Source organism: Grimontia kaedaensis (assembly GCF_023746615.1).
GTDB classification, from domain to species: domain Bacteria; phylum Pseudomonadota; class Gammaproteobacteria; order Enterobacterales; family Vibrionaceae; genus Enterovibrio; species Enterovibrio kaedaensis.
On sequence record NZ_CP082275.1, the window covers coordinates 2,583,866 to 2,608,307 of the forward strand.

The 24,442-nt window shown below is 48.7% G+C and carries 21 protein-coding genes; 14 read left to right on the forward strand and 7 right to left on the reverse strand.

Annotated features, from left to right (window positions below):
• Nucleotides 1–72: 72 nt before the first annotated feature.
• From K6Q96_RS11740 to lrp, 4 genes are all read right to left on the reverse strand, one after another.
• Nucleotides 73–1,407 (reverse strand): replication-associated recombination protein A, encoded by a 1,335-nt coding sequence (locus K6Q96_RS11740; protein ID WP_251875934.1) that lies wholly within the window; start codon nucleotides 1,405–1,407, stop codon nucleotides 73–75.
• A gap of 15 nt (nucleotides 1,408–1,422) precedes the next feature.
• Entirely contained in the window at nucleotides 1,423–2,019 is a 597-nt protein-coding gene (lolA, locus tag K6Q96_RS11745; RefSeq protein WP_251875936.1) for an outer membrane lipoprotein periplasmic chaperone LolA, read from the reverse strand.
• Nucleotides 2,020–2,030: 11 nt separating this feature from the next.
• Entirely contained in the window at nucleotides 2,031–4,838 is a 2,808-nt protein-coding gene (locus K6Q96_RS11750; protein WP_251875938.1) for a DNA translocase FtsK, read from the reverse strand.
• 263 nt (nucleotides 4,839–5,101) lie between these two features.
• The gene (gene lrp / locus K6Q96_RS11755) at nucleotides 5,102–5,596 is read right to left on the reverse strand and encodes a leucine-responsive transcriptional regulator Lrp (protein WP_040528471.1); all 495 of its coding nucleotides are present in this window, start codon (nucleotides 5,594–5,596) and stop codon (nucleotides 5,102–5,104) included.
• Nucleotides 5,597–5,761: 165 nt separating this feature from the next.
• Between lrp and ald the strand changes: the two genes are divergently transcribed.
• The 7 genes from ald to infA all read left to right on the forward strand — a co-directional run bounded on the left by ald (nucleotide 5,762) and on the right by infA (nucleotide 13,535).
• Nucleotides 5,762–6,877: an alanine dehydrogenase gene (gene ald / locus K6Q96_RS11760; protein ID WP_062660850.1), complete on the forward strand. Its 1,116-nt coding sequence runs from the start codon at nucleotides 5,762–5,764 to the stop codon at nucleotides 6,875–6,877.
• Between the two features lie 121 nt (nucleotides 6,878–6,998).
• Nucleotides 6,999–7,961, forward strand: coding sequence for a thioredoxin-disulfide reductase (gene trxB, locus K6Q96_RS11765; RefSeq protein ID WP_251875940.1), 963 nt, complete (start codon nucleotides 6,999–7,001; stop codon nucleotides 7,959–7,961).
• Between the two features lie 136 nt (nucleotides 7,962–8,097).
• Nucleotides 8,098–9,867, forward strand: coding sequence for a heme ABC transporter permease/ATP-binding protein CydD (gene cydD, locus K6Q96_RS11770; RefSeq protein WP_251875942.1), 1,770 nt, complete (start codon nucleotides 8,098–8,100; stop codon nucleotides 9,865–9,867).
• Nucleotides 9,860–11,581: a heme ABC transporter ATP-binding protein/permease CydC gene (cydC, locus tag K6Q96_RS11775; RefSeq protein WP_251875944.1), complete on the forward strand. Its 1,722-nt coding sequence runs from the start codon at nucleotides 9,860–9,862 to the stop codon at nucleotides 11,579–11,581. Before cydD ends, cydC begins: the two co-directional genes overlap by 8 nt.
• A 109-nt stretch (nucleotides 11,582–11,690) precedes the next feature.
• On the forward strand, nucleotides 11,691–12,407 hold the full coding sequence (aat, locus tag K6Q96_RS11780; RefSeq protein ID WP_251875945.1) for a leucyl/phenylalanyl-tRNA--protein transferase: 717 nt from the start codon (nucleotides 11,691–11,693) through the stop codon (nucleotides 12,405–12,407).
• Nucleotides 12,400–13,104, forward strand: coding sequence for an arginyltransferase (locus tag K6Q96_RS11785; protein ID WP_251875946.1), 705 nt, complete (start codon nucleotides 12,400–12,402; stop codon nucleotides 13,102–13,104). Before aat ends, K6Q96_RS11785 begins: the two co-directional genes overlap by 8 nt.
• Nucleotides 13,105–13,316: 212 nt before the next feature.
• Nucleotides 13,317–13,535: a translation initiation factor IF-1 gene (gene infA, locus K6Q96_RS11790; RefSeq protein ID WP_002539157.1), complete on the forward strand. Its 219-nt coding sequence runs from the start codon at nucleotides 13,317–13,319 to the stop codon at nucleotides 13,533–13,535.
• A gap of 88 nt (nucleotides 13,536–13,623) precedes the next feature.
• Here the strand turns inward: infA and clpA are convergent, their stop codons facing one another.
• Together clpA and clpS are read right to left on the reverse strand one after the other, a co-directional pair.
• Nucleotides 13,624–15,885 (reverse strand): ATP-dependent Clp protease ATP-binding subunit ClpA, encoded by a 2,262-nt coding sequence (gene clpA / locus K6Q96_RS11795; RefSeq protein ID WP_062660844.1) that lies wholly within the window; start codon nucleotides 15,883–15,885, stop codon nucleotides 13,624–13,626.
• Between the two features lie 57 nt (nucleotides 15,886–15,942).
• Nucleotides 15,943–16,263, reverse strand: a complete 321-nt coding sequence (clpS, locus tag K6Q96_RS11800; RefSeq protein ID WP_062660843.1) for an ATP-dependent Clp protease adapter ClpS — start codon at nucleotides 16,261–16,263, stop codon at nucleotides 15,943–15,945.
• Between the two features lie 813 nt (nucleotides 16,264–17,076).
• On the opposite strand from clpS, the gene cspD reads away from it, so the two are divergent.
• The 3 genes from cspD to K6Q96_RS11815 all read left to right on the forward strand — a co-directional run bounded on the left by cspD (nucleotide 17,077) and on the right by K6Q96_RS11815 (nucleotide 18,947).
• Nucleotides 17,077–17,298, forward strand: coding sequence for a cold shock domain-containing protein CspD (gene cspD / locus K6Q96_RS11805; RefSeq protein ID WP_078751316.1), 222 nt, complete (start codon nucleotides 17,077–17,079; stop codon nucleotides 17,296–17,298).
• 294 nt (nucleotides 17,299–17,592) lie between these two features.
• Nucleotides 17,593–17,916, forward strand: a complete 324-nt coding sequence (locus K6Q96_RS11810) for a hypothetical protein (protein WP_251875947.1) — start codon at nucleotides 17,593–17,595, stop codon at nucleotides 17,914–17,916.
• Nucleotides 17,917–18,257: 341 nt separating this feature from the next.
• Nucleotides 18,258–18,947, forward strand: coding sequence for a cytochrome-c peroxidase (locus K6Q96_RS11815; RefSeq protein ID WP_251875948.1), 690 nt, complete (start codon nucleotides 18,258–18,260; stop codon nucleotides 18,945–18,947).
• Between the two features lie 48 nt (nucleotides 18,948–18,995).
• Here the strand turns inward: K6Q96_RS11815 and icd are convergent, their stop codons facing one another.
• Nucleotides 18,996–20,243, reverse strand: a complete 1,248-nt coding sequence (icd, locus tag K6Q96_RS11820; RefSeq protein WP_251875949.1) for an NADP-dependent isocitrate dehydrogenase — start codon at nucleotides 20,241–20,243, stop codon at nucleotides 18,996–18,998.
• Between the two features lie 223 nt (nucleotides 20,244–20,466).
• Between icd and K6Q96_RS11825 the strand changes: the two genes are divergently transcribed.
• From K6Q96_RS11825 to purB, 4 genes are all read left to right on the forward strand, one after another.
• On the forward strand, nucleotides 20,467–21,126 hold the full coding sequence (locus K6Q96_RS11825) for a pseudouridine synthase (protein ID WP_251875950.1): 660 nt from the start codon (nucleotides 20,467–20,469) through the stop codon (nucleotides 21,124–21,126).
• A gap of 84 nt (nucleotides 21,127–21,210) precedes the next feature.
• Nucleotides 21,211–22,323, forward strand: coding sequence for a tRNA 2-thiouridine(34) synthase MnmA (gene mnmA, locus K6Q96_RS11830; RefSeq protein WP_251875951.1), 1,113 nt, complete (start codon nucleotides 21,211–21,213; stop codon nucleotides 22,321–22,323).
• 13 nt (nucleotides 22,324–22,336) lie between these two features.
• Entirely contained in the window at nucleotides 22,337–22,957 is a 621-nt protein-coding gene (hflD, locus tag K6Q96_RS11835; protein ID WP_251875952.1) for a high frequency lysogenization protein HflD, read from the forward strand.
• 22 nt (nucleotides 22,958–22,979) lie between these two features.
• Nucleotides 22,980–24,350, forward strand: a complete 1,371-nt coding sequence (purB, locus tag K6Q96_RS11840) for an adenylosuccinate lyase (protein ID WP_062714054.1) — start codon at nucleotides 22,980–22,982, stop codon at nucleotides 24,348–24,350.
• Nucleotides 24,351–24,442: the final 92 nt, after the last annotated feature.

Sequence of the window (24,442 nt, forward strand, 5' to 3'; positions counted from 1 at the left end):
TTCTTCCTGAGATGGGTGACTTTAACCACCACATTTATTGGGTAAAACAATACCCAAATTGACCTTTATTTCCTAGCGTTTTCGAGGGCTATTTGCGTTCAACTGCTCAAGAAACGCCAGCTTTTCTGCGATTTTGATTTCCATACCACGATTTACTGGTTGGTAGTATCGCGTGCCTTTCATTTCTTCAGGGAAGTAGCTCTCACCAGCCGCATAGGCATTTGGCTCATCATGGGCATACCGATACCCATCGCCATACCCCATTTCTTTCATCAATGTGGTCGGGGCATTACGAAGATGATTAGGCACTTCGTAATCAGGGTGCATCTTTGCATCGCGCAAAGCCGCTTTCCATGCCACATAAACTGAATTACTTTTCGCCGCACAAGCCATGTAAACGGTAGCCTGGGCAATCGCACGCTCGCCTTCGGCCGGCCCCACACGGGTAAAACAGTCCCAGGCATTAATCGCAATTTCCATTGCACGCGGGTCAGCGTTGCCAATGTCTTCTGAAGCAATTGCCAACAATCGACGGGCAACATAGAGCGGATCGCCACCAGCCGTAATAATTCTGGCATACCAATATAAGGCGGCATCTGGATCAGAACCGCGGACAGACTTGTGGAAAGCAGAAATCAGGTCGTACCAAAGGTCACCCTTATTATCAAAACGGGCAATCTTTTCTCCCGCTACTTCGGCAAGCAACGGCAAGGTGATCAGCTTTTTACCGCTGGCATCTGATTCTGCCATATCTGACAGAAGTTCGAGATAATTCAGCGTCATTCGCGCATCGCCAGAGGTAAAATCCGCCAGTTGCGTTTTTACACCCTCGGCGAATTCCAGATTTTCAGCTCCCAATCCACGTTCTGTGTCAGACAACGCTTGGTCGATCACTTCCAACACGTCATCCGTATCAAGAGACTTAAGCTTGTAAACACGGGCACGGGAGAGAAGAGCGTTGTTTAATTCGAAAGACGGGTTTTCCGTCGTCGCACCGATAAAGGTGATGGTACCGTCTTCGATATGCGGCAGAAAAGCGTCCTGCTGGCTTTTGTTGAAGCGGTGCACCTCATCCACAAACAGGATAGTGCGGCGACCTACCAGCTGATTTTCCCTAGCCTTGTCGATCGCGAGGCGAATATCTTTAACACCGGATGTAACCGCAGATACCCGCTCAATTTCAGCATTGGCATAACCGGCTGCCACTTCCGCCAACGTGGTTTTGCCCGTACCCGGTGGACCCCAAAGGATCATCGAGTGCAACTGTCCACTTTCAAGTGCACGACGGAGTGGCTTACCTTCATCGAGGAGGTGCTTTTGGCCTATGTATTCGGCGAGATTGGTTGGCCGCATGCGCGCGGCCAAGGGGCGAAAGTCGTCCGCGAAATCCAGACTGAGGTTACTCAAATTAGCCTTCTCTGATTACTGTCGCTGGTCGTCCAGCTCAACACCTTCTGGAACAGTAAAGCTGAATAGCGAGTTTTTGGGTGTCACGTTCTTCACATCATCCAACTCAAAACGGCTTTGTTGGCCGTCCTGCTCCACCACAGCAAATTCGGTAATTTTGCCGTCAGCTTTCACACTAACAACAAATTCCCCCAAGTTTGAGGCTTCTTTTGGAGACAAGGTGAAAGTATCACCTTCTTGCTTAACGTTGTAGTTTTCCCAATCACTTGGATTGTTGCGGGTCAGCAGAACAAATGGCGTCTGTGAAGTCGCATCGTCCAGCCGCATAGCTGTGACTTGTTCAATGAAGGGGCTGTAATACCACAGCGTTTCACCGTCTGAAATCAGGTAGTTTTCGTCCGGCGTGACAGTTTCCCAATTGAACAGATTTGGGCGCTTCATGGCCAGGCTGCCTTCGCCTTCACTGATCACGTCCCCTTCCGGGCTGGTAACGGTCTGTTCAAAATTCGCCGTGAAGCTGTTGAGCTTTGACAAGCGAGAATTCAGTTCTTGCTGCGGGTTTGCAAACACTGCAGGAGCAACCAACAGCAAAGAGAACAACATTTTTTTCATTCTAATTCCAATCAATCTCTTGGCGGTGGTGGCGGTGCCAACACCTCACGATTCGAGTTATGGCCTGGCGGGCTGACAATGCCCTGCACTTCCAACTGTTCAACAATGCGCGCGGCTCGGTTATAACCGATTTTAAAGCGGCGTTGTACTCCTGAGACTGATGCGCGGCGAGATTCGGTCACAAACTCAACGACTTGGTCAAAAAGCTGATCTAGCTCTTCGCCGTCCCCGCCCTCTGGAGCCTCACCCGGCAACAAACCATCGCTGCCCTGATCACCGCTGGTAATTTCAGAGATGTACTGTGGCTTACCACGCGCCTTCCAGTTACTGACCACGCGGTGAACTTCATCATCATTCACGAATGCCCCATGCACACGTGCCGGATGGTTTGAACCGTTTGGCATAAACAGCATGTCACCCATACCAAGCAGGGATTCCGCCCCGCCCTGATCCAGAATGGTTCGCGAGTCTGTTTTGGTTGATACTGTAAACGCCATGCGGGTTGGGATGTTTGCTTTAATCAAACCTGTAATCACGTCCACAGATGGACGCTGTGTAGCCAGCACAAGGTGAATACCTGCTGCACGAGCCTTTTGGGCAAGACGCGCAATCAACTCTTCTACCTTCTTGCCCACTACCATCATCAAATCTGCAAATTCGTCGACAATCACAACAATGTAAGGCAGTTTTTCCAGCACTGGTGCGGTTTCATCCATGCTGTCGCCTGGCTTCCAAAGCGGGTCAGGGATCGGATGGTCGGCCTCAGCAGCTTCACGAATCTTGTCGTTGTAGCCCGCAATATTACGGACCCCTAGTGCAGACATCAGCTTGTAGCGACGTTCCATTTCCGCCACGCTCCAACGAAGCGCGTTGGCGGCGTCTTTCATGTCAGTGACCACTTCGGTCAACAAATGTGGGATACCTTCATAAACTGAAAGTTCCAACATTTTCGGGTCAATCATGATGAAACGGACATCATCCGGGCCCGCTTTATAGAGCATACTGACGATCATCACGTTTACACCGACGGATTTACCGGAGCCTGTTGTACCAGCCACTAGCATGTGTGGCGCTTTGGCAAGGTCCGTCACAATCGCTTCACCGGCAATGTCTTTACCTAGAACGACTGACAGCGGTGATTTCGAAGACTGGAAGCGCTCACTCGCCACCACTTCTGACATGAACACGGTTTCACGGCTGGTATTCGGCAATTCAAGGCCGATATATGGCTTACCTGGGATCACATCAACAACACGAACTGCACTGGTTGATAGCGAACGGGCAATGTCTTTTGACAAACTCATGATGCGGCTAACTTTCACACCCGGTGCCAACTCAAGTTCAAAGCGCGTGATAACCGGACCAGGGAAAATCCCCTTCACAGTGACTTTGATTTTGTATTCTTCGAGGCGCGTTTCAATCAAGCGAGCCTGATACTGAAGTTCTTCATCCGATGCACGGGTTGCGGTGTTACGCGGTGGATCGAGAAGATCAATAGTCGGCAATGGTTCTTTCGGCTTGGGCAGGTTCGGTTCATCTTTAATAAGAAACGGATGCACGGCACCCGCCGCATTTTTCTGCGCTTCACGAATAGTTTCGAGGAATGGGTCTTCTTCGTCAGGAATCACTGATTCTGCCTGAGCGCGGTCAAGCTCAGACAAGCCATCAGTATTTCCAATCACAATGTCTTCACGTGCTTCTTCAATCACAACGGACTCTGTCGAACCGAAGTTGACATCGTCATCCCAAGGAGCACCATCGCTCTCGGTCATGCTCTCTTCTGAAAAAGCTTCTTCAGGAGCCGTTTCCGAAATCAGTGTTTGGTTGACCTGCTCTGGTTCAGCAGGTACTTCGGCGTCATCATTTATCTCGGCTTCTTGACTATTGCCGACAAAAACTGGCTTTGGCTCAGGCGCGATGACAGGCTCTTCGATTTCTGGCTCCAATGTCATCACTGGCTCTTTGCGTTCTAATAAGGCTGCATTTTTTTCCATCGCAGCATGAATCACTGGCGGAACAGTAACCACGTTATCTTCATCGCCTTCATCTACACGCTGCGCTTTGTTCAGCAGAGAGACATCTGCAAGTTCCCGTTTTTTCGCTGCGGGCTTAGCAAATAGGGGATCAGATTCGTCCACCTCTTCGGCGGACTCTGATGTATCAACGGTTGAGCCAATCATTTGCGGCTTATCACCACGGGCACGGTTCACCAGCCAAGTAATAGCTGACAGTGTTTTTTCACCTAACGTATCGACAATTGTCAGCCATGAAATCCCAGTGAATAGGGTAAAACCCGCCGCCCACAGGAACATAAAGACCAGCGTTGTCCCCAGTAGGTTAAACAGAGGCATTGAAAGTTCAGTCAGCACGTCGCCAACAACACCACCAGATGAAAAGAACCAGAAGTCATCGAAGTTGAGATCCGCTAAACCACAACTGGTTAACAGCAGCAGCACAACACCGAGGATTCGGGTTGCCAGAATGGTGTAGTTCAGTGGTTCTGATTCACTTCGGCGACGGAAGAAAACCCAACCACCAAGCAGCAAGAGAAAAGGAAGTGGATAAGCAAGCGTACCCAATGCAAAAAACAGGGTATCAGCTACCCATGCACCAGCATTGCCCGCAGCATTTTGTACTGGACCATCCCATGCAGTCTGAGACCATGATGGATCTGATGAATCGTAACTGAGCAGAGATACTAGGAAGAACACAGCAGACAGCAGCGCAATGATCAGTGCGCTCTCTTTCAAACGTTGTTTTCCGTTCAATCGACGTGAGGTGTCTGTCTGTTTCTGCTCCTGGCGCAAGAAGAACTCCATTATCACCTATCTTTCTAACTTTAAGCCCTGAAATCGTTTCATAACCCATCAGTACTATGGCTGATTGGAGCGGCTTTATTATTCATTATGATTGCCTGTGCCCATTTGACGAAAAACGCTTCAATGATGGGCAAATACTGGGTTAATACCCATGCTTTTGCAAAAGTGTACACCAAACAAAAAAACAAACCGAGCAGCAAGCTGCTCGGTTTGTAGAATATAACACTTATCTCAGCCCTCTTTGTCCGCGGGCTGTGAGCATGTTAACGCGTTTTGATCACCAGATGGTTGGTCTGTTTCACTTCTTCCATCACCACATAGGTGCGGGTGTCATTAACACCCGGAAGACGCAGCAGGGTTTCACCCAGCAGCTTACGGTAAGCAGACATATCTGATACGCGCGTTTTCAACAGGTAGTCGAAATCACCGGAAACAAGATGACATTCCTGAATATCTTCAAGCTGTTGAACGGCCTTGTTAAACTGTTCGAACACATCAGGAGCACCACGGTTCAGGGTGATTTCTACAAATACCAGCAGCGACGCATCAAGAAATTGAGGGTTCAGTAACGCGGTATACCCAGAGATGTAACCTTGCCTCTCGAGACGACGAACACGCTCAAGACAAGGGGTTGGAGACAGTCCTACTCGTTTAGAAAGCTCGACGTTTGAAACACGTCCATCTTTCTGAAGTTCATTAAGAATATTTCTGTCAATACGGTCCAATTCCTTGGAGGGTTTCTTTTTGGCTTCAACCATTTTTTATTCCACCTTTTTACTTCCTTGCAATGTTAAATGCCATTTTTTCTAACATATTTTATATATTTAGCATCAAATCCGGCTTTTGGCGAACTATACTAGCTCTAAATACAACAATATTACAAAACAACAGCCAATAACTCTATAAAGAAGCGAGGATTCAGGATGATCATTGGTGTACCTAAAGAAATCAAAAACCACGAGTACCGTGTAGGCATGGTCCCTGCCAGCGTTCGCGAGCTGATATCCCATGGCCACACTGTTCACGTCCAGTCCCAGGCGGGCGCGGGTATCGGCTTCAGCGATGATGACTACATCAAGGCTGGTGCTTCTATTCTTCCAACTGCAGAAGATGTCTTCGCAGCTGCTGAAATGATTGTCAAAGTTAAAGAGCCACAGGCAGTTGAACGTGCCATGCTTCGCGAAGGGCAAATATTGTTTACCTATTTGCACCTTGCACCAGATTTTCCACAGACACAAGACCTTATCAAGAGCAAAGCTGTCTGTATAGCCTATGAAACCGTAACAGATTCTAAGGGTAGATTGCCACTTCTGGCGCCGATGTCAGAGGTTGCAGGACGAATGTCTATTCAAGCGGGTGCACAGGCGTTGGAAAAATCGCGCGGTGGCGCAGGTATGCTGCTAGGCGGTGTTCCTGGCGTTGAACCCGCTAAAATAGTGGTGTTAGGCGGCGGCGTGGTCGGCTCAAATGCAGCAAGAATGGCTGTTGGAATGCGGGCAGATGTCACAATTTTAGACCGCAACATCGATACACTTCGTGCTTTGGACGAAGAGTTTCAGGGACGCGCAAAAGTTTTATATTCAACAGAAGAAATTCTTGAAAAACACGTTCTCGCCGCAGATTTGGTCATCGGAGCAGTGCTTATCCCTGGTGCAGCAGCACCAAAATTGGTAAACGCAGGCCACATTAAGCGAATGAAACCAGGTGCAGCCGTCGTCGATGTTGCTATCGACCAAGGTGGCTGTTTCGAAACCTCGAAAGCAACAACACATGCCGACCCAACCTATATTGTTGACGATGTGGTTCACTACTGTGTAGCAAACATGCCCGGCGCAGTGGCCCGTACTTCCACATTTGCACTGAACAATGCCACCCTTCCTTATATAGTGAAACTGGCAAACTTGGGTTATCGCGACGCGCTGCTTTCTGATCAGAACCTGTTGAACGGTCTTAACGTGATTGACGGTAAAGTCACCATCCGTGAAGTCGCCGAAGCATTTGATCTGGAATATGTTGACCCAAAGGCCACGCTGGCTTAATCGAAGGGTCATAACAGATAACATTTTTCGATAAAGGGCACCGCATGGTGCCCTTTCTTTAGCTCTACAATTTCCCTACAATCGGTTCCATTGCATAACACTAAATCCACCCGGAGAAATAATGAGCAACGTAAAGCATGCAAGCCTTCTAATCTTAGGTTCTGGCCCTGCTGGTTACACCGCTGCAGTTTACGCGGCGCGTGCTAACCTGAACCCAGTGATGGTAACTGGTCTGCAACAGGGCGGTCAGCTAACGACCACGACAGAGGTTGAGAACTGGCCGGGTGACGCTGAAGGTCTAACTGGCCCAGCACTGATGGAGCGTATGAAAGAGCACGCTGAGAAGTTTGATACTGAAATCCTCTTCGACCACATCAATGAGACTGACCTGACCCAACGCCCTTTCCGCCTAAAAGGCGATAATGGCGAATACACCTGTGATGCACTGATTATCGCAACGGGTGCATCTGCTCAGTATCTAGGCATGGAGTCAGAAGAAAACTTCAAAGGCCGCGGCGTATCAGCTTGTGCGACCTGTGACGGGTTCTTCTACCGTAACCAAAAAGTGGCCGTAATTGGCGGTGGTAACACGGCTGTTGAAGAAGCACTTTACCTCTCTAACATTGCTTCAGAAGTTCACTTGGTCCACCGTCGTGACAGCTTCCGTGCGGAGAAAATTCTGGTTAACCGCCTGATGGATAAAGTCGAGAACGGTAACATCGTTCTGCACACTGACCGTGTTCTGGATGAAGTACTGGGCGACGACATGGGTGTGACTGGCGTTCGTATTAAAGACACGCAATCTGACAATACTGAAGAGCTGGATGTGATGGGTCTATTCGTTGCTATTGGCCATAAGCCAAACACTGGCATTTTTGAAGGTCAGCTGGACATGCACAATGGTTATATCAAGGTGCAGTCAGGCTTAGAAGGCAACGCAACGCAGACCAGCGTTGAAGGTGTTTTCGCTGCAGGTGATGTTATGGACCATATTTACCGTCAGGCAATCACTTCTGCTGGTACCGGCTGTATGGCAGCACTGGACGCTGAGCGTTTCCTGGACGCACAAGCTAAAACCCAGTAATCCACTTCTGTTAGGCCCGTTTGTATGCGGGCCTATCATTTTGCCATTTCAGCCTTCCAAAGACCGATATCAGCCACAGGGATCGCTCCCACCCGGTTCATTCGTATCGGTAACATAAAAATACCAATGAAGTACTATGGATAAAAAGAAACAGCGCTCGCTCGCTCAATGGCTCAAGGGGCAAAGCAAGCTTGGCAAAACTTGGCTTATGACAGCAATTGGGCTGGCATTCTTGTCTGGCCTTTTTCTTGTTGCTCAGGCCGCCCTGCTCGCCAATATTCTTCATCAATTAATTATCGAGAAAACCGACAAATCAGAGCTTTGGCTCTCTTTCGTTGTTCTCGGTATCGTCGTCTGTATCCGAGCCCTATGTAGTTGGGGCAAAGAGCAAGCAGGTTATCGCGCTGGGGAAGCTGTCCGTCTTCATATCCGAAGACTGATTCTCGATAAACTCCATACGTTGGGTCCTGCCACTATTCAAGGCAGACCCGCAGGCACATGGGCCAGCCTCATCCTCGAGCAAGTAGAGGAAATGCAGGACTTCTTCGCTCGCTATCTGCCACAAATGGCCATTGCGGTTCTTATCCCTTTCATTATTTTGATTGCCGTATTCCCTTTGAACTGGGCGGCAGGTTTGATTTTCCTAGTGACAGCGCCATTAGTGCCATTTTTTATGGCCTTGGTGGGAATGGGTGCCGCTGACGCTAACCGCCGCAATTTTAGAGCACTACAGCGTCTTTCCGGACATTTCTATGACAGGCTACGCGGTCTTTCCACTATTCGTCTGTTCGATCAGGCTGAAGCAGAAAGCAATCATCTTCGCATCGCCTCCGAGGACTTCCGTAAACGCACTATGGAAGTGCTTCGACTTGCATTCCTTTCGTCCGCCGTGCTGGAGTTTTTCACTGCACTATCGATAGCGGTGACAGCGGTCTATTTCGGTTTCAGCTATATCGGCGAACTGAGTTTCGGCCATTACGGTATGGGTATTACCCTATTCATCGGTATTTTTGTTCTGGTACTGGCCCCAGAGTTTTACCAGCCACTGCGCGACTTGGGTACCTTCTACCATGCCAAAGCACAAGCAATTGGTGCTGCAGAATCCATCGTTAACTTCCTCGACTCTACGCCAGAACACCAAGCGTCTGGCAGTGCAAAAGTATCTGATGAAGCAATCACTATTAAGGCGACGGACCTTGAAGTGCTCAGCCCTGATGGTGCCGTTCTTGCCGGTCCAATCAGCTTTGAAATTCGAGAAGGCCAAAAGGTCGCGCTTGTTGGCCAAAGTGGCGCAGGTAAAACCAGTCTGATTAACGCAATCCTCGGATTTTTACCTTATCGTGGCAGCCTGTCTATCAACGGTCTGGAGCTGAAGAACGCCGATTTGGCTTACTGGCGCAAGCAGGTGAGCTGGGTAGGCCAAAATCCGCAGTTATTCCACGGCTCAGTGAAAGACAATGTTTGTCTTGCAGCCCCTATGGCAACTGATGAGCAAATACAACGTGTGACCAAAGCGGCTTACGCTAACGAGTTTATCCAGCGTCTCGAAAAGGGTCTGGAACACACCGTTGGAGATCGTGCATCTGGCTTATCTGTGGGCCAGGCACAACGTATTGCCGTTGCCAGAGCACTGCTTCAGGAAGGGCGTTTCTGGGTGCTTGATGAACCCACCGCGAGCCTGGATGCTTCCAGCGAAAGATTGGTAATGGAAAGCCTCGACCATGCCACCAAAGATACCACCACACTGCTGGTGAGCCACCGCATCGACCAATTGGGCGAATGTGACAATATTCTGGTGATGCAACAAGGCAAATTGATACAACAAGGCAATTTCGAACAACTGAAACATGAAGGGGTCTTCGCCGAGATGATCCAAGCTGTCGATAGGAGCGATCTCGATGCGTGATTTGATTCCTTTCCTGAAACTCTACAAAAAGCACTGGTTTGGACTGTCACTTGGCATGTTGCTGTCTTTCGCAACGCTGGCTGCTGCAATTGGCTTGCTTACCCTATCGGGTTGGTTCATTGCTGCATCTGCAGTAGCAGGCCTGCTGACGACAGCAAACTTCAATTACATGCTTCCTGCAGCAGGTGTGCGTGGATTTTCCATTGCCCGAACAGCTGGCCGTTGGGGTGAGCGCGTTGTCAGTCATAATGCCACCTTCAAGCTGCTCGCAGACCTTCGAATCTTCTTCTTTGAGAAACTGACGCCGCTGATCCCAGGTAAAGTCGGCAACCTACGTGACGCCGATATCCTTAACCGTCTGGTGGCGGATGTGGATGCGATGGATCACGTTTATCTTCGTCTGGTCAGCCCGCTGATTGTCGGTATGCTAGGGATTTTCGGTATCAGTGGCTTCCTGTATTGGTTTGATCCAGCTATCGGCTTAACGCTTGGCGCCATCTTGCTGTCGCTAATGTTGGTCCTGCCTGTGGTGTTCTACCACCTTGGTAGGTCACACGGCGTTGAAATCACTCAATCCAAGTCTCAACTTCGCATTTCTTTATTGGACTGGCTGCAGGGTCATGCTGAGCTGCAAATCTTCGGCGCCGCTGATCGTTATCGCGATGCCGCAGTGGAAGCAGAGCAGCGTCTGTTGTCATCACAAAGACAAATGGCACGTATCACTGGTCTGGCAAACGGTGTATTGCTCGCAGCAAATGGCCTGACACTGGTATTGATGCTCTGGCTTGCAGCTGATGGTATTGGTGGCGAGCTGCCAAATCCGTATGTTGCTATGGTTGCATTCGCTACCATGGCCAGCTTCGAATTGATGATGCCTGTGGCTGGTGCGTTTCAGTACCTGAGCCAAACAATGACCTCTGCAAAACGCCTAAACGAAATCATTGAAGCAGACCCTGAGACGCCGTTTGATCCTATGGGTTACAACAACACCGCTAAAGGTGACATCGCTTTCAATGAAGTGACTTTCTCATACTATGGCGCTGAGAAGCCTGCAGTGAATGGCATTTCACTTTCAGTGAAAGCAGGAGAAAAAGTGGCCCTATTGGGCCGTACCGGTTGCGGCAAATCAACCCTGTTACAGTTGATCACCCGTTCATGGGACCCATCATCAGGTAGCATCAGCATTGATGGCGTCGCTTTAGATACCTGGCGTGAATCCGCACTGAGAACTTCAATTGCTGTCGTCAGTCAGCGAGTAGACGTATTCAATGGTGCGCTGCGCCATAACCTCTCTATGGCGAAACCAAATGCGTCTGATGACGAGTTGATTTCCGTTATTGAGCAGGTTGGTCTTTCTGCTTTGCTGGAAGGTCCCGGCCTGGATACCTGGTTGGGAGACGGAGGTCGTCAGCTTTCCGGTGGAGAAAGACGCCGCCTTGGCATCGCAAGAGCACTTCTTCGTGACGCCCCTATCCTGCTGCTGGATGAGCCTACGGAAGGTCTTGATGTAAAAACAGAGCAACAGATCCTTGCTTTGCTTCTGGAGCATGCCAAAGGCAAAACCGTACTGTTCATTACCCACCGTCTGGTGGGGCTGACCGAAATGGACAAGGTATGTTTAATGGATGAAGGGCGGATTATCGAACAGGGCTCTCATCAAACCCTGAAAGAAACGGGTGGTCGATACAGCCAACTGCTTCAACGAATTCAATAATCTCTCAATATCCAAACAACCTGAAGATGCTGGATTCAGCGATTTTGAGTGGCGTTTAGGTATAAACTAAAGGGAGCCTAGCTCCCTTTTTTGAACTTAAAGAAGTGATATGACCATCTATTTGCCACCACTGGATGATGACAACCCCGATTTTTTCCCCCCCGTGTCATCGGCACTGGAAGACCCCGATGGTTTGCTGGCTATCGGTGGAGACTTGTCGCCAGAACGCTTACGTGCAGCGTATTCAAGGGGCATATTCCCTTGGTTTGGTATTGACGAGCCATTGCTCTGGTGGTCACCCTCTGAGCGGGCGGTCATCGATCCAATCTCCTTCGTGCCAAGCCGAAGCCTGAGAAAGTATGTCCGTAAACAAGGCTACCGGGTATCTATCAACCGATCTTTCGATCAAGTCATTCAGCATTGCGCGCTAATCCGTGGCGAAAATCAGGTATGGATTACATCTGAAATGCGCGAAGCCTATACGCGATTGCATCAATTAGGTTCCGCCCACAGTGTTGAGGTATGGCAGGACGAAGAGCTAATAGGTGGCTTGTATGGGGTTAACGTCGGTTCACTGTTTTGCGGGGAATCTATGTTTTCACTCAAAACCAACGCTTCAAAAACAGCGCTCTGGTACTTCTGTGAACACTTTAAACGTCATGGTGGCAAGCTGATTGATTGTCAGATGATGACAGACCACCTTGCCTCGCTGGGTGCCGAGCCGATTCAAAGACAGGACTTTACCCAGTTGCTCTGTGAGCTGAAACACCAGATCACAGATGCGTCTCTCTTCCGTTCACAATGGATTGGCTTTAACCATGTCTAACCATTCAATAAGAATTGGTGTAATGGCACCGTCTACATGCAGCTATTTGGCCAATCAAGAAGAGTCTGTCGCAGTCGTTCTCGATCCTGAACTTCACACTGATCGCGGATATGGGTTTCTTGTGCAAAGTGGTTTTCGCCGGAGTGGCAACAACATATATCGGCCTTATTGCAACGCCTGTACAGCTTGTCACTCTCTTCGGGTTGATACGCGAGGGTTTGTTCCATCGAGGAGCCAAAAGCGTCACCTAAGCCAATTGAAGCGCCTTTGCATCGAGTTCAAAGACCAGATGGACACAGATTGGTTTTCTCTTTATGAGCGCTACATTTCAGCCCGCCACCGTCATGGCTCAATGTATCCAGCGAATAAGCAGGACTTTCGTTCTTTCGTGCAAAGTGATTGGCAGACTTCCAAGTACCTTCATCTCTACGAAGATGAAAAACTCATCGCCATCGCGATTACAGACATTTTAGAAAATGGATACAGCGCCATTTACAGTTTCTTCGAGCCTGATCACTGCTGGTCTCTGGGTTCGCTTTGTGTGCTGGCTCAAATAGAACAGGCTCGGAAACACGGCATTCCATGGCTATACCTTGGATTCCAAATCGACGCCTGCAGCGCTATGAACTATAAGCAGAAGTTCAAACCTCATCAGCGCTATGTGGCTGGCAGTTGGATAGATGGCGATCAGTTTTAAGCAATTAGGTTTAAATATTCCCAATGGTTCACCTCTCGGTTTTCTTCAATCCAACCGGCAGAAAAATGCGCAAACCTTAACCGATAGCTGATTTTTGCTGGTCAGTGCGGATGCAAAGGGGTAAAATTCCGCCCCTAAACTTTACAGACTCAATCAATCAAGGCATTATCTGCCGGTCAAAAATTGGCTGATCGGTAGCCCAAGAGGATTAAATGGCAAAAGAAGACGTAATTGAAATGCAAGGTACCGTTCTGGATACCCTGCCAAACACTATGTTCCGCGTAGAACTAGAGAACGGCCACGTAGTTACTGCACACATCTCTGGTAAGATGCGTAAAAACTACATCCGTATCCTGACCGGTGACAAAGTTACCGTTGAGATGACGCCTTACGACCTGTCTAAAGGTCGCATCATCTTCCGCGCGCGCTAATCCTCACGTCTCGCGAACACAAAAAACCCGGCAATGCCGGGTTTTTGTCGTTTTACAAAACCGGACTATAGTGCGTCCGGTTTGATATTTAAGCGGGTTCCATTTCGTCGCTGAAGCTGAACGTCAGTTTGTCGTTCTTCACGCCAACTTTGACCGTTCCGCCATTCACTAAGCAACCAAACAGTAACTCGTTCGCCAGGTTTTTCTTCACATGCTCCTGCATGACTCGCGCCATTGGGCGCGCGCCCATCGCTTTGTCGTAACCTTTCTCCGACAGCCAGAGTTTGGCTTTGTCAGTCACTTCCAGCGATACACCGCGTGCATCCAATTGGGCTTGCAGTTCCACCACGAACTTGTCCACCACCTGCAAAATGATGTTCTTATCGAGGTGGTTAAACCAAATGATGTTGTCGAGACGGTTGCGGAATTCCGGTGAGAACACCTTCTTAATTTCCGACATCGCATCGTGGCTATGATCCTGCTGGATAAGACCAATCGATTTGCGAACTGTTTCCGTCACACCTGCATTGGTCGTCATTACCAGAATCACGTTACGGAAGTCTGCTTTGCGGCCGTTGTTGTCTGTCAGCGTACCGTTATCCATCACCTGCAGTAATAGGTTAAAGACGTCTGGGTGAGCTTTCTCAATCTCATCCAGCAACACCACACAATGTGGATGCTTGATCACTGCATCGGTCAACAAGCCACCTTGATCGTAACCAACATAGCCTGGAGGCGCACCAATCAGTCGGCTGACGGTGTGACGTTCCATGTATTCGGACATATCAAAGCGCTGAAGTTCAATACCCATAGCTCGTGCAAGCTGGACAGTAACCTCAGTTTTGCCCACACCGGTTGGACCGGCAAATAGGAAAGAACCTACCGGTTTGTTCTCTTCACCCAAACCAGCGCGGCTTAGCTTGATTGCTTCACACAAAGCACTAATTGCATCGTCCTGGCCGAACACCAGCATTTTAAGTTTCTGCTCAAGCGACTGAAGGACATCACGGTCGGTTGACGAAACTGATTTCTCTGGGATACGCGCCATTTTGGCAATCATGGCCTCGATGTCACCCACACCCACGGTCTTCTTACGCTTGCTGGCAGGAGCCAGACGACAGCGTGCCCCTGCTTCATCAATCACATCAATCGCCTTATCTGGCAGATGACGCTCGTTGATGTATTTAGCAGAAAGCTCAACTGCTGCACGAATCGCTTTATTGGTGTACCGAACTTCATGGTGAGCTTCGTACTTAGGCTTCAAGCCCATCAGGATCTTGGTGGTGTCATCCAGTGATGGCTCGACCACATCGATCTTTTGGAAGCGACGCGCCAACGCACGCTCTTTCTCGAAGATGCTGCTGTATTCCTGATAAGTGGTTGAACCGATACAACGGAGCTTACCGCTCGACAGCAGAGGTTTAATCAAGTTAGCAGCATCGACCTGACCACCAGACGCTGCGCCCGCTCCAATAATAGTGTGGATCTCGTCAATGAAGAGCACCGCGTGGTCTTCTTTCTCTAGCTGCTTAAGAATACTCTTGAAGCGCTTCTCGAAATCACCTCGGTATTTGGTACCCGCAAGCAATGAACCAATATCCAGGGAGTAAATGACACAATCCTGAATAATCTCGGGAACCTGGCCTTCTACGATACGCCACGCGAGACCTTCAGCTATTGCTGTTTTACCAACGCCAGCCTCGCCCACCAGTAGTGGGTTGTTCTTACGGCGGCGACATAGCACCTGGATGGTGCGTTCCAATTCTTTGTCTCGGCCAATCAGCGGGTCGATACCACCGACACGTGCCAATTGATTCAGATTGGTTGCAAAATTCTCGAGACGCTCTTCCCCACCTTCAACGGCCGCTTCATCAGAAGATAAATCCGCACCAGGCAATTCTTCATCGCTGCTGGAAGACTTGGTTGTGCCGTGTGAAATGTAGTTAACAACATCCAGACGGCTAATGTCGTTTTTCTTAAGAAGGTAGGCAGCATGCGATTCCTGCTCGCTGAAAATCGCGACCAGTACATTCGCGCCACTGACTTCGCTACGACCTGACGACTGCACATGAAATACAGCACGTTGAAGCACACGCTGGAAACTCAGGGTTGGCTGGGTTTCACGGTTATCGTCGTCGACAGGGATAAGTGGAGTGGTTTGTTCAATGAATGCTTCCAGCTCTTTACGCAGAGCATCAAGATCCGCACGGCAGGCGAGTAAAGCTTCTCTAGCCGCTACGTTTTCCAGAAGCGCCAGTAGCAGATGTTCAACTGTCATGAACTCATGACGTTTTTCACGTGCTCTCGCAAACGCCCCGTTGAGGCTTGCTTCGAGTTCTTTGTTTAGCATAAGGCACCTCCCTCAAATACCACATTATGGTGTGCCGGAGAAAACCGGGTTTACGACTTAGGCCTTCTCCATTGTGCACAACAGTGGGTGTTGATGTTCTTTCGCATGCATCATGACCTGCGCGACTTTCATCTCGGCAACTTCCGCGGTGAATACGCCACAAACGGCTTTGCCTTCATAATGCACCGTAAGCATCAGCTGTGTTGCTTTCTCTATGTCCATAGAAAAGAACCGCTGCAACACCTCCACTACAAACTCCATGGGGGTGTAGTCATCATTATTCAATACCACTTTGTATAATGATGGCGGTTTTACCTTGGTTTCTTCCGCTTCCTTTACGTCAGAATCCGGAACTATCCATTCGTACATTTTGCTCATAAGGGATTACAATCTTTAAGGTAGCTCAAGTGTTTCTTATAAAACAACTATTTATACGTCAGAATCATAGATTGAGACATCAAACACAGGAATCTCTACCACTATTTAAAACGTAATGCACAGATTGTATTCCAGCAACCGTTTCATTGCTACGGGGCGTTCACAATCGCCTGCTATTCACCACAGAATTAACACTGATCACGCCTTTAAAAACCAGACCGAGATCATATCCATTCAATTTCACTTCAATATCTGGCATTTAGCGAACCCCTGATGTCAGATTTTCCGTACATAAAAATTCAAAATTATTTGGTCTCATTTTTATTAAGTTGTCTCGGAAAATAAAAACTTAATTTCTCAAATGAATGTTTAGGGATTTCATATCACCAATCGAAATATCAATTGATTAGTGTATTAATCTAACAATTCACCAACCACTCTTTGAGTGATAAATTACTAGTTTTGAAGGGAATATTCTTTGAAGTACGACCACTTCTAATACCCATGAAACATGTATTCATTGATGGAGTTGTAAATTAACCCCACATATCAACCTCTTACTGAATAAACTTTGGCTTCATATGTGAAACTAAGTTTACAAAAATGATACCCCCATCATCCTTCTGCTAGAACGATAGCCATTTTTATTAAAATGTTGTTATATGGGGGCTCGCAGGCTTGACTGTCTAAATCTTTCTACTAGAGTGGGAATTGAAGTAAAAACATACTGCATCAACTACTTCTGAGTAACGTGATTGCAAAGTTTGATTTTACTCATAGTTATGCAATTTGAATGCAAGAGGGATGTTTCGCATGGCAACTGGTACAGTTAAATGGTTTAACAACGCTAAAGGGTTTGGGTTCATTTGCCCTGATGAAGGTGAAGGCGATATTTTCGCTCATTACTCCACCATCCAAATGGACGGTTATCGCACGCTGAAAGCGGGTCAAACCGTGAATTATGAAGTGCAGGAAGGTCCGAAAGGTTATCATGCCAGCCAAATCGTTCCCGTCGAGAATGAAGCTTTAAAATAACAGTGTTGCTACAAACTTTTTCGCTGCCGGAAGGTCGAGAATCGAAAGAGCGGACGTCAAGTTCGCTCTTTTTTGTTTGTGCTTACCCTACGCATTATCTCTCCGCCACTAGCCACAACTTTCCGCTGTCTTCGCCGCAAACCTTTTGAAGCACCAACGAAAAAATCACTGTTAACTCATTGATAATAAACAGAATATCCTAATATTACCACTCACCAAAACCCAATCACCCATTACATTGAAATTGCGCTAAGCCAGTGGCCCAAATACAAACAAGGTGACTTGGGAGGCACCATGAAAACAAAAACCTATCGACTAACTGTGTTAGTCACTCTTATCTATTCATCTCTTTCTTCCGCATCCTTATCCTTTATTGATAACCAGAGTGGAAATTTCGACACGGTATGCGTCAGCAGTCATCACCCGACATTAGGCGGCGTGGACGCATTATCCATAGCTATTGGTGTCGACACCGTAAACCCAAACTTACTTGGTCCTGGAAGAGAGCACCTTGTCACGGCTGTTAACTATGATGGTAGCCCTACCATGCCGCGTAATGTTCCTACCTCCTTCGATCTGAGTTTTATGACCGCCATTTATTCCATGATGGACGCTTAGAAGCACTCCTTCCTGTTCCATTTCAACACGGCGCTGTTGGACCAATTAGTACACCTGATTCCGGTCAAGGCATTGCTGACCCCGGTGCAGGCGCAAATCTTTCGCACGCTCAAGCCGGATTTTCCGTTACTCCTCAAGAGGAGATGCGGGGCTTTTCATTTGCACAGGGTAATACCAATCAAGAAATCAGAGACTTAATCGCGTAAAGGCTTAGAGGGGAGTTGGAGCCGTTGGCCGTCAACCATTGGCCTGCGCTATTCCGTCAAATCTACAACTCCCCCGACGCATCGCTGGAGGAAGTGATTAATAGCGATACAATTCGAGAGGCTTTGGGAGACTAAATGCGGTCTCAGTCGTTTGTTGATAATCGCTGGTATCGTTACAGCAAAGGAGACAAAGCAGCACTTGACCTGATGGAAAAGCGAGGCGCACTGAAGTTTCTCTCAAACAGTTCTGAAGGTTGTTCCAACTGTCAGTCCTGCCACCAGGGAGATTTAATGACAGATGAGGGGTTTCACAATATTGCAGTACCTCAAATTGGCAGAGGTAAGGGGGATGGTGAAACGGGTACTAATGATTTTGGCAGATACCGTGAAACCTCTGCATTACGCGACGCCTATGCTTTCAGAACCCCTTCTCTGCTCAATGTTGAAATGACATCGCCTTATGGTCACAGTGGAGCCTTCAGCACGCTGGAAGATATTATCAAGCATCACATGGATCCGTTTTACTCCAGTGCATTTTATACCTACGATGGCCCACAGCCGAATATCCAGTTAGCTGATCAACGATCGAATACCTTTGAAGCGCTATGGACAATGTTCTTCCAGCAAGCAACCGGACAGAGCATCCTTCAATCTCCATACTCCTACCGGCAAACGGATATAGAGGATGTTTCCGCTTTTCTGCGTTCATTCACCGACCCTTGCACTCAAGACCGGGCTTGCCTTGAGCCCTGGCTGGTTGACGAAGATATCGACCCTGACGGATTACGTGTCTATGCCGTCGACAAAAACCTAAACCCGCTGTAAAAACAAAAAACCCGGCCAAAGCCGGGTTTTTCAGCATTGAAAGCCAAATTACATTTGGTCAATCATGTCTTGCGCGAACTCAGAACACTTACGCAGGGTTGCGCCGTCCATCAGACGCTCAAAGTCATAGGTCACAGTCTTGTTGCTGATCGCTTTCTCCATTGAGCTGATGATCAGGTCAGCGGCTTCAGTCCAACCCATGTGACGCAGCATCATTTCAGCAGACAGGATCAGAGAGCCTGGGTTCACTTTGTCCTGACCCGCGTACTTAGGTGCAGTACCGTGAGTTGCTTCGAACAGTGCAATGCCGTCGCCGATGTTTGCACCAGGGGCAATACCAATACCACCAACTTGTGCAGCAAGCGCATCTGATACGTAGTCACCGTTCAGGTTCATGGTTGCAATCACATCGTACTCCGCTGGGCGCAGCAGGATTTGTTGCAGGAATGCGTCTGCGATAACGTCTTTGATGATGATCTCTTTGCCCGTATTAGGGTTTTTCAGAGTCATCCAAGGACCACCGTCCAGGAGCTCAGCACCGAATTCTTCTTTCGCTACTTCGTAACCCCAGTCTTTAAACGCACCTTCGGTAAACTTCATGATGTTACCTTTGTGCACCAGAGTCATCGAGTCACGCTCGTTGTCGATGGTGTACTGGATAGCAGCACGAACCAGACGTTTAGTACCTTCTTCAGATACTGGCTTGATACCAATACCACACTCCTCGTCGAAACGGATTTTCGTTGCACCCATTTCTTCTTTAAGGAATTTGATGACTTTGTCTGCTTCTGCAGTGCCAGCTTTAAACTCAACACCCGCGTAGATATCTTCCGAGTTTTCACGGTAGATAACCATGTCAGTCAGTTCTGGTTGTTTCAGAGGGCTTGGCACGCCATCGAAGTAACGTACTGGACGAGCACAGATGTACAGATCCAGCTCCTGACGCAGTGCAACGTTCAAAGAACGGATACCACCGCCAACAGGGGTAGTCAGAGGGCCTTTAATAGCAACTTTGTATTCACGAATAAAATCCAGTGTTTCAGTCGGCAGCCATTGGTCTTCACCATAGATTTGAGTCGACTTCTCACCAGTGTAGATTTCCATCCAGGAGATCTTACGGTCACTGCCATAAGCTTTTTCTACTGCCGCATCCACAACTTTGAGCATTGCAGGACTAACGTCAACACCAATGCCATCACCTTCGATGTAAGGGATAACTGGGTTGTTAGGAACGACCAGCTTGCCGTTTTCTACCGCAATTTTCTCACCAGCTGGCACGACTACTTTACTTTCCATTTAATTCTCCTAGCGTCCATTTGTTATCTTGCGCTGACCAAACAGAACAATTTTCTGTCGCACTATGACACATTAACTTCGTCCTGTAGCACGTCAGTTAATTGTTCTGTCTGGTATAACATGCGGGCAAAAGAATACTGTAATTCCCGCAACACGCCAATCACATAATTCCATGTATAATACCAAGGTCTCATTTGTTACCCGACCTGATTGACACGACTTAATGACGTTTAAAACCACCCCTAATAGAGGCGCCAAAACGCCATCTTCAAAGCCGAATTTCCGACGCACTTCACGACGACGCAGCGACAAACCTTCGCGTCCGAGAGGGCCGACGAAAGTTATTCTATTCAATAAACCTTTCAACACCCTGACACAGTTCACGGGCGAGTCGGGGGATTCGACCTTGGCCGATTTCATTCCAGTGAAGGACGTTTATCCTGCTGGGCGGCTCGATAAAGATAGCGAAGGCTTATTGGTGTTGACGAACGATGGCATTTTGCAGGCACGCCTGACCCAGCCTCAATCCAAGTCCGCAAAAATCTACTGGGTGCAGGTTGAAGGCGAACCCTCTGAAGAATCCTTGAACGCGCTTCGTGATGGCGTGGAGCTTAATGACGGCCGGACACTTCCTGCAGGCGTGGAGGTAATGGCTGAACCCACTATTTGGGATCGCAATCCACCTATTCGACATCGTCCTACCGTGCCGACAACCTGGCTAGCCATCACGCTGACAGAAGGCCGTAACAGGCAGGTTCGTCGCATGACCGCTGCAGTAGGTCACCCCACTTTGCGTCTGGTCAGATACAAAATGGGCAACTGGACCGTCGATGACTTGCAACCCGGTGAATGGCGTGAAGTACCACCGCCTGCACGCAATTAAATTGTGACTCACATCTCATCTGTAACCGCGTAAAGGTTTCTGTTAAACTCTGCCCCCGATTTTATTGGAGCTAGAAATTTCGTCATGTCAGATAACAGCAGCAAAAAAGTTATTGTCGGTATGTCCGGCGGCGTCGACTCCTCAGTGTCCGCCTACCTACTGAAGCAACAAGGCTATCAGGTAGAAGGCCTTTTCATGAAAAACTGGGAAGAAGATGATAACGACGAGTACTGTTCGGCAGCGGAAGATCTGGCCGATGCGCAGGCCGTGTGTGACAAATTGGGAATCACCCTGCACACCATCAACTTCGCCGCAGAGTACTGGGACAATGTATTCGAGCACTTCCTGACCGAATACAAAGCAGGCCGCACTCCGAACCCAGATATCCTGTGCAACAAAGAAATCAAATTCAAAGCCTTCCTCGAGTTCGCCGATGAAGTGCTGGAAGCTGACTACATTGCAATGGGTCACTACGTGCGCCGCACTTTCCCAACTCAGGCAGGTGAAAAAGCGCAAATGCTTCGTGGTCTTGATAGCAACAAAGACCAAAGCTACTTCCTATATACACTGAGCCACGATCAGGTTGCACGCAGCCTGTTCCCAGTTGGCGATTTGGAAAAGCCAGAAGTTCGGCGCATTGCCGAAGAGCAAGATCTGATCACCGCGAAGAAGAAGGACTCCACTGGCATTTGCTTTATCGGTGAGCGCAAGTTCACCGACTTTCTGTCGAAGTACCTGCCAGCGCAGCCAGGCATCATTGAAACCGTTGATGGCGACGAGATTGGTGAACACCAGGGCCTGATGTACCACACTCTGGGTCAGCGCAAAGGTCTTCACATCGGAGGCCAAAAAGGTGGGAACGGCAACGAAGCGCCTTGGTATGTGGTTGATAAAGATGTTGAACGCAACGTTCTTATTGTTGCTCAAGGCCACGACCACCCTCGCCTGTTCTCAAAAGGCTTGGTGGCAGGCCAACTACACTGGGTAGATCGTGAAACGATTGCCGAACCATTGAAGTGCACCGTAAAAACGCGATACCGCCAGCAAGACATATCATGTACCATCGAACCCATTGATGGTGACCAGATCAAAGTGATTTTTGATGAACCGCAATCAGCGGTGACTCCTGGTCAATCAGCGGTATTCTATAGCGGTGATGTTTGCCTGGGTGGCGGCATCATCGAACAGCGTATTTAAGGAGCACTCATCTGTGGCTAATACTTTGTTTGATCGTACCATCGCGTTCGCAGGTATCTGTCAATCCGTCAAACTGGTTCAGGAGATAGCACGCAAGGGAAGTTGTGATTACGACGCTCTAAGTGCCAGCTTGAACAGTATTATCCTCACGAATCCGTCTTCAACTTTGGAGGTTTTCGACAATGAAGAAAACCTCACTATTGGTTTGAACACACTGATTAATGAATTAGATAACAGTCCGGGTGGCAGTGAGCTTACCCGTTATCTGATCAATCTCCTCGCGTTGGAACGCAAGCTGTCCGGTCGCCGTGACAGCCTTGCGCAGCTTTCGGATCGCATCGAAACTGTCCAGCGTCAGGTCCAACACTTTGAACTGCTCGATGATCAAATGATCAGCAACCTTGCCAGTATTTACCTCGACACCATCAGCCCACTGGGCCCACGTATTCAGGTAACCGGTAACCCTGCCCAACTACAACAAACCGGCGTACAACACAAAGTGCGCGCCCTGTTGCTTGCAGGTATCCGTGGCGCAGTGCTTTGGCGTCAGGTAGGGGGCAAACGTCGCCACCTTATCTTTGGCCGTAAGCAAATGATCGAGCAAGCCAAAATCATCCTAGCCAGAAATTCGTAATATTTAATTCAGGAGAAAGCCCATGGAACTGTCAGCATTGACAGCTGTTTCACCGGTTGATGGCCGCTACGGGACGAAAACGATTGCGTTACGTTCTATCTTCAGTGAATTTGGTCTGCTGAAGTACCGTACTATCGTAGAAGTCCGTTGGCTGCAGAAGCTGGCTGCAACAGATGCCATCAAGGAAGTACCGGCATTCAGCGCAGACGCAAACGCACTACTCGACAAAATCGCTGCAGAATTCAGCGAAGAAGATGCACAGCGCATCAAAGAGATTGAGCGTACCACCAACCACGACGTAAAAGCGGTTGAGTATTTCCTGAAAGAAAAAGTTGCAGACAATGCAGAGTTGAACGCGGTTAACGAATTCATTCACTTTGCATGTACCTCAGAAGACATCAATAACACTTCTCACGCCCTGATGCTGAAAGAAGCACGTGAGCAAGTGATCCTGCCAGAAATCCGCAACGTGATTGACGCGATTAAAGCACTGGCTGTTGAATACCGCGATGTTCCTCTTCTGTCACGTACCCACGGCCAGCCAGCCTCTCCATCTACGATGGGTAAAGAAATGGCGAACGTGGCGTACCGTATGGAACGTCAATACAAGCAAATCGAAAGTGTTGAGATTCTGGGCAAAATCAACGGTGCAGTAGGTAACTACAACGCGCACCTGTCTGCATACCCAGAAGTTGACTGGCACCAGTTCAGCGAAGAGTTCATTACTGAATCTCTGGGCGTCACCTGGAACCCTTACACCACGCAAATCGAACCGCACGATTACATCGCAGAGCTGTTTGATGCGATTGCTCGCTTCAACACCATTCTGATCGACTTCGACCGTGACGTATGGGGCTACATTGCACTGGGCCACTTCAAGCAGAAGACCATTGCAGGTGAAATCGGCTCTTCAACCATGCCGCACAAAGTGAACCCAATCGACTTCGAAAACTCAGAAGGCAATCTGGGTCTGGCGAATGCAGTATTCGGCCATTTGGCACAGAAACTGCCAATTTCTCGCTGGCAGCGTGACCTTACGGATTCAACCGTACTGCGTAACCTGGGCGTAGGCGTAGGCTATGCGATCATCGCTTACACCTCTACCCTGAAAGGTATCAGCAAGCTGGAAGTGAATCGCGAAGCGCTGGAAGCTGAGCTGGACAAGAACTGGGAAGTACTGGCTGAGCCTGTACAAACCGTGATGCGTCGCTACGGCATTGAGAAACCTTACGAGAAGCTTAAAGAACTGACTCGTGGTAAACGTGTAGACGGTGAAGGCATGCGTGCATTCATCGACGGTCTGGATCTGCCAGAGCATGAAAAAGCGCGTCTGAAAGAGATGACGCCAGCCAACTACATCGGTGATGCAATCAAGCTGACTGACGCGCTGTAATTTAGCTCTTCAGTCTGAAAGCCCGAATACGCCAGTGTTCGGGCTTTTTTAATGCATCTCGTTTATACCCAAACAAACCTGAAGATGCTCGT